We start from the raw sequence: 3,436 nt of genomic DNA on the forward strand, positions 1-3,436 counted from the left end.
GAGAGTTGTATAAGAGACAGGCCGTCAGGGACGGAAGGTCCGCGAACCCGGTACCCGGCACCGCCTCGGACAGCCGGTCCTCGCGCAACGCGTCCAACAGTTCGCGCACCTCCCGCACCGCGCGTCCGGACAGCTCCGCGACCGACCCGAGCACGGCCTCGGCCTCCGGGTCCCGCCCCTCCAGGGCCTGCCGACCACCGACCGCCAGCAACCGGATGGCACTCAGGTGGTGCCCGGCGATGTCGTGCACCTCGCGGACCAGCCGGTCCCGCTCCCGCAGTCGTTCGCGCTCGAAGGAGTCGCGCGCCGCGCGCCGCAACCCCTCGGCGCGGTCGGCCCGCAGCCACCACACGTACCCGGCCAGGACGGGCATGAGGGCGGGCAGCGCCCACAGGGTGAAGTCCAGGCCGTCCCCGATCACGGACGCGGCCGGTGCGGACGGATCCCCCGACCACTCCACCAGGGAGTTGGCGGCGGGGAAGAGAATCACCTGGTAGGCGTACCACCACGCCACCGACACCACGGCGAGCGGTAGCGCCGCACCCGGGCGCCGATGGGCCGCCGTCACCACGGCGACCACGGCGGCGAGCAGGGAACCGTCGTGGCCCACGGCCGCGTACGAGACGAACACGAGGACCCCGGTGACCACCGCGACGGACACCGGGAACCGTCGTCGCAGCACCAGCGGGGCGCAGGCGAGCAGCACGACCGTGTGGGGGATCCACCCTGTGTCGGCCTCCGGAGGGAGCGGAGGAATCTGGAGCGCCAGCAGCCCCACCAGTACCGCCACCACGGTGTCGCGCACCGGGACGGGAAGCCATCGCCACCGCTGCTGGCGCCCGACTGCTTCGCCCATCCTCGCCGCACTCATCCGTCCATGGTGCGGCACGGCGCGTGGGCCCCGCGTCCGCCGAAAGGCGTACGGGAAAGGGGGACCGGGCCTATGCCCTTCGGCAGATGCCGTGGCGGTCCCCTCCTCGGCACCATGCGTTCATGGACACCACCAGAACCCCCGGAACCGAGCGAATACCGCTCCTGGACGTGCTGCGCGGGATCGCCATCCTCGGCACACTCAGCATGAACATCTGGCTCTTCGGCCACCCCGGATCGGTTGGCTACGGACCCGTCGCCGAGAGCCTGCGGTCCCTGTTCCTCAGCGGCAAGTTCTTCGCCATGCTCACCCTGCTGTTCGGCGTGGGCCTGGCCATCCAGCACCGGGCAGCGATGGCCCGTGGCCGTACCTGGCCCGGCAAGCAGCCCTGGCGGGCACTCCTCCTGCTGGTGGAGGGAGCCCTGCACGTCGTCCTCCTCTTCGCCTGGGACGTGCTCATGGGCTACGCGGTGACGGCGCTGCTGGTCGTCTACCTCCTGGGCCTGTCCGAGCGAACGCGCACGGTGGTCATNGTGGACCGCCCTGGGCATCCACCTCACCTTCATCGGAGGCGTGACAGTGATCATGAGCCTGGTCTTCTCCATCGAAAGCCATACCCGACTGACCCCGGCACAGGTCGAGTGGGACCAGCTGTACCGGGAGGGCAGCTACTCCGACCAGGTCCTGGATCGCGCGACGAGCTTCCTGTCCACCCGGTTGGAGATGGTCATCGCCTTCCCCATGATGGTGTTTCTCTTTCTGTTGGGGGTGCGCCTGTACCGTGCCGGAGCGTTCGGGGACGACCCGCTCGGCCGGGCCCTGCGGTGGCGGATGGCGGTCTGGGGCCTGGGGCTGGGCCTGCCGCTCAACGCACTGGCCGCCGCCTTCCCCGACGACCTGGGCATGGCCGGGCGCAACGCCTTCGCCTTGGTGCTGATGCTGGGGTACGTGGGCCTGGTGGGAATTCTGATGGACCGGGTGCGGCGCCCCGGGCAGGTGACGGCCTCCCTGACCGCGGTGGGAAGGACGGCGCTCAGCTGCTACATCCTCCAGAACCTGCTGGCCTCGCTGATCTTCTACTCATGGGGGCTCGGCATGGGCCATCTGGCAGACCACGCGGGCTGGATGGTGGCCGCCTGGGCGGTGCTCAGCCTGGTGCTGGTGGCGGGTTCGCGCCTGTGGCTGTCCCGGTTCCCACGGGGGCCCATGGAGATGTTCCAGGCCCGGGTCCTGGCCCTGGTCCCCGAGCGGGATCGCGTTCCCGACCCGCCCGAGGTCGAGGAGAGGCACCCGGACCCGCGCGGCTGACATCCGACGAAGCCGCGTCGGAGGCCCGCTCCCCCCGAGGACGGCGCGCCCCAGCCACCGCGCTCTCGCCAGCGGGTCCGTCCGGGCTTCCCGGCCACGTTGGGGGCTGGAAGGAGCCGACCCCGCACACCAAGGTCGGCCCACGAACCGCCCGCGCATGGGAGGACGGTCGGAGCAGTCCGGACCGCCGCCACTCACACTCGCCGGTGCTGCCCTTCGGCCCGGGGCGACGCGGCCAGGGGCGGGGCTCGCGAGGCGTCGACCGCGCGGAAGCGCCGTCGCGACCCACCACGGGCGCGGCCGGGCACCACCACAGGACGGCGCGGACAGCCCCGAATCCGAGCCAGGGCCGCGACCGCACCGCACCGAGGCCGTAGGTCGCAACTAGCCCAGGTACTCCGCTCGCACGGCGTAGATGGCGGCCTCCGTGCGGGAGTGCACCTGGAGCTTCTCCAGGATGTTGCGCACATGGTTCTTCACGGTGTTCTCGGTGATGAACAGGCGCTCACCGATCTCCCGGTTGTTCAGGGAGCGCGCCAGCAGCTTGAGCACCTCGGTCTCACGGGGGGTGAGCTCGGGGAGAGCGGGCGCGGCCTTGGGCGTGCGCTCCTGCTTGGCCAGCCCCGCGAACTCCCCGATGAGCTTGATGGCCATGGCGGGGTTGATGAAGGACCGCCCCTCCGCGATGGCGCGGACGGCGCGCGCGATGTCGGTGACGGCGATCTCCTTGAGCAGGTAGCCGGTGGCCCCCGCCTTGAGCGCCTCGAACAGGTCCGCCTCGTCCTCGCTCATGGTGAGCATGACGAACTTGACCTCGGGCACCGCCGCGCGGATCCTCGGGCAGGCCTCGATGCCCGTGGAGTTGGGCATCATCACGTCCATCAGCACCACGTCGGGCCGGAGCTCGGTGGCGAGCACCACCGCCTCGTCGCCGTCGGCGGCCTCACTGACCACGTCGATATCGACCTCGTCGTTGAGGACCGAAACCAGGCCCCTCCGGAAGAGCGCGTGGTCATCCACCACGAGCACCCGGATGGGAGCCGCAGGTGCCGTCACCTCCTCCGAGGCATAGTTGAGCCGAGCGGGTGACAGGGAGTGGGGACTCACCAGAACTCCTATTACGCATAACCGAAATACCGGGTTTCCGGATCGGCTCGCTGACGGCGGTTCCGAGAATCCGGACAAAGGGGGAGTTCACCAGCGAATCCTCCCTCAGCGAGGCTCTCTCCACTGTCCCATAAGTGCTCAGAGAACGGT

The 3,436-nt window shown here is 70.2% G+C and carries 3 protein-coding genes; 1 reads left to right on the plus strand and 2 read right to left on the minus strand.

Features of this window, described 5'->3' with window-relative positions; all coding sequences use genetic code 11:
• Nucleotides 1-856, minus strand: an 856-nt coding sequence (locus ADX84_RS25005) for a histidine kinase dimerization/phosphoacceptor domain-containing protein (RefSeq protein ID WP_234004219.1), incomplete at its 3' end; no start/stop codon positions are given.
• Nucleotides 857-1,702: 846 nt separating this feature from the next.
• Here ADX84_RS25005 and ADX84_RS26910 point away from each other — a divergent pair.
• Complete coding sequence (locus tag ADX84_RS26910) at nt 1,703-2,179, plus strand: DUF418 domain-containing protein (protein ID WP_234004221.1); 477 nt, start codon at nt 1,703-1,705, stop codon at nt 2,177-2,179.
• A gap of 384 nt (nt 2,180-2,563) precedes the next feature.
• Here ADX84_RS26910 and ADX84_RS25015 read toward each other — a convergent pair whose 3' ends face one another.
• The gene (locus ADX84_RS25015) at nt 2,564-3,286 is read right to left on the minus strand and encodes a response regulator transcription factor (protein WP_049579944.1); all 723 of its coding nucleotides are present in this window, start codon (nt 3,284-3,286) and stop codon (nt 2,564-2,566) included.
• Nucleotides 3,287-3,436 lie beyond the last annotated feature (150 nt).

The organism is Nocardiopsis sp. SBT366 (assembly GCF_001083815.1).
GTDB classification, from domain to species: Bacteria; Actinomycetota; Actinomycetes; order Streptosporangiales; family Streptosporangiaceae; genus Nocardiopsis; species Nocardiopsis prasina.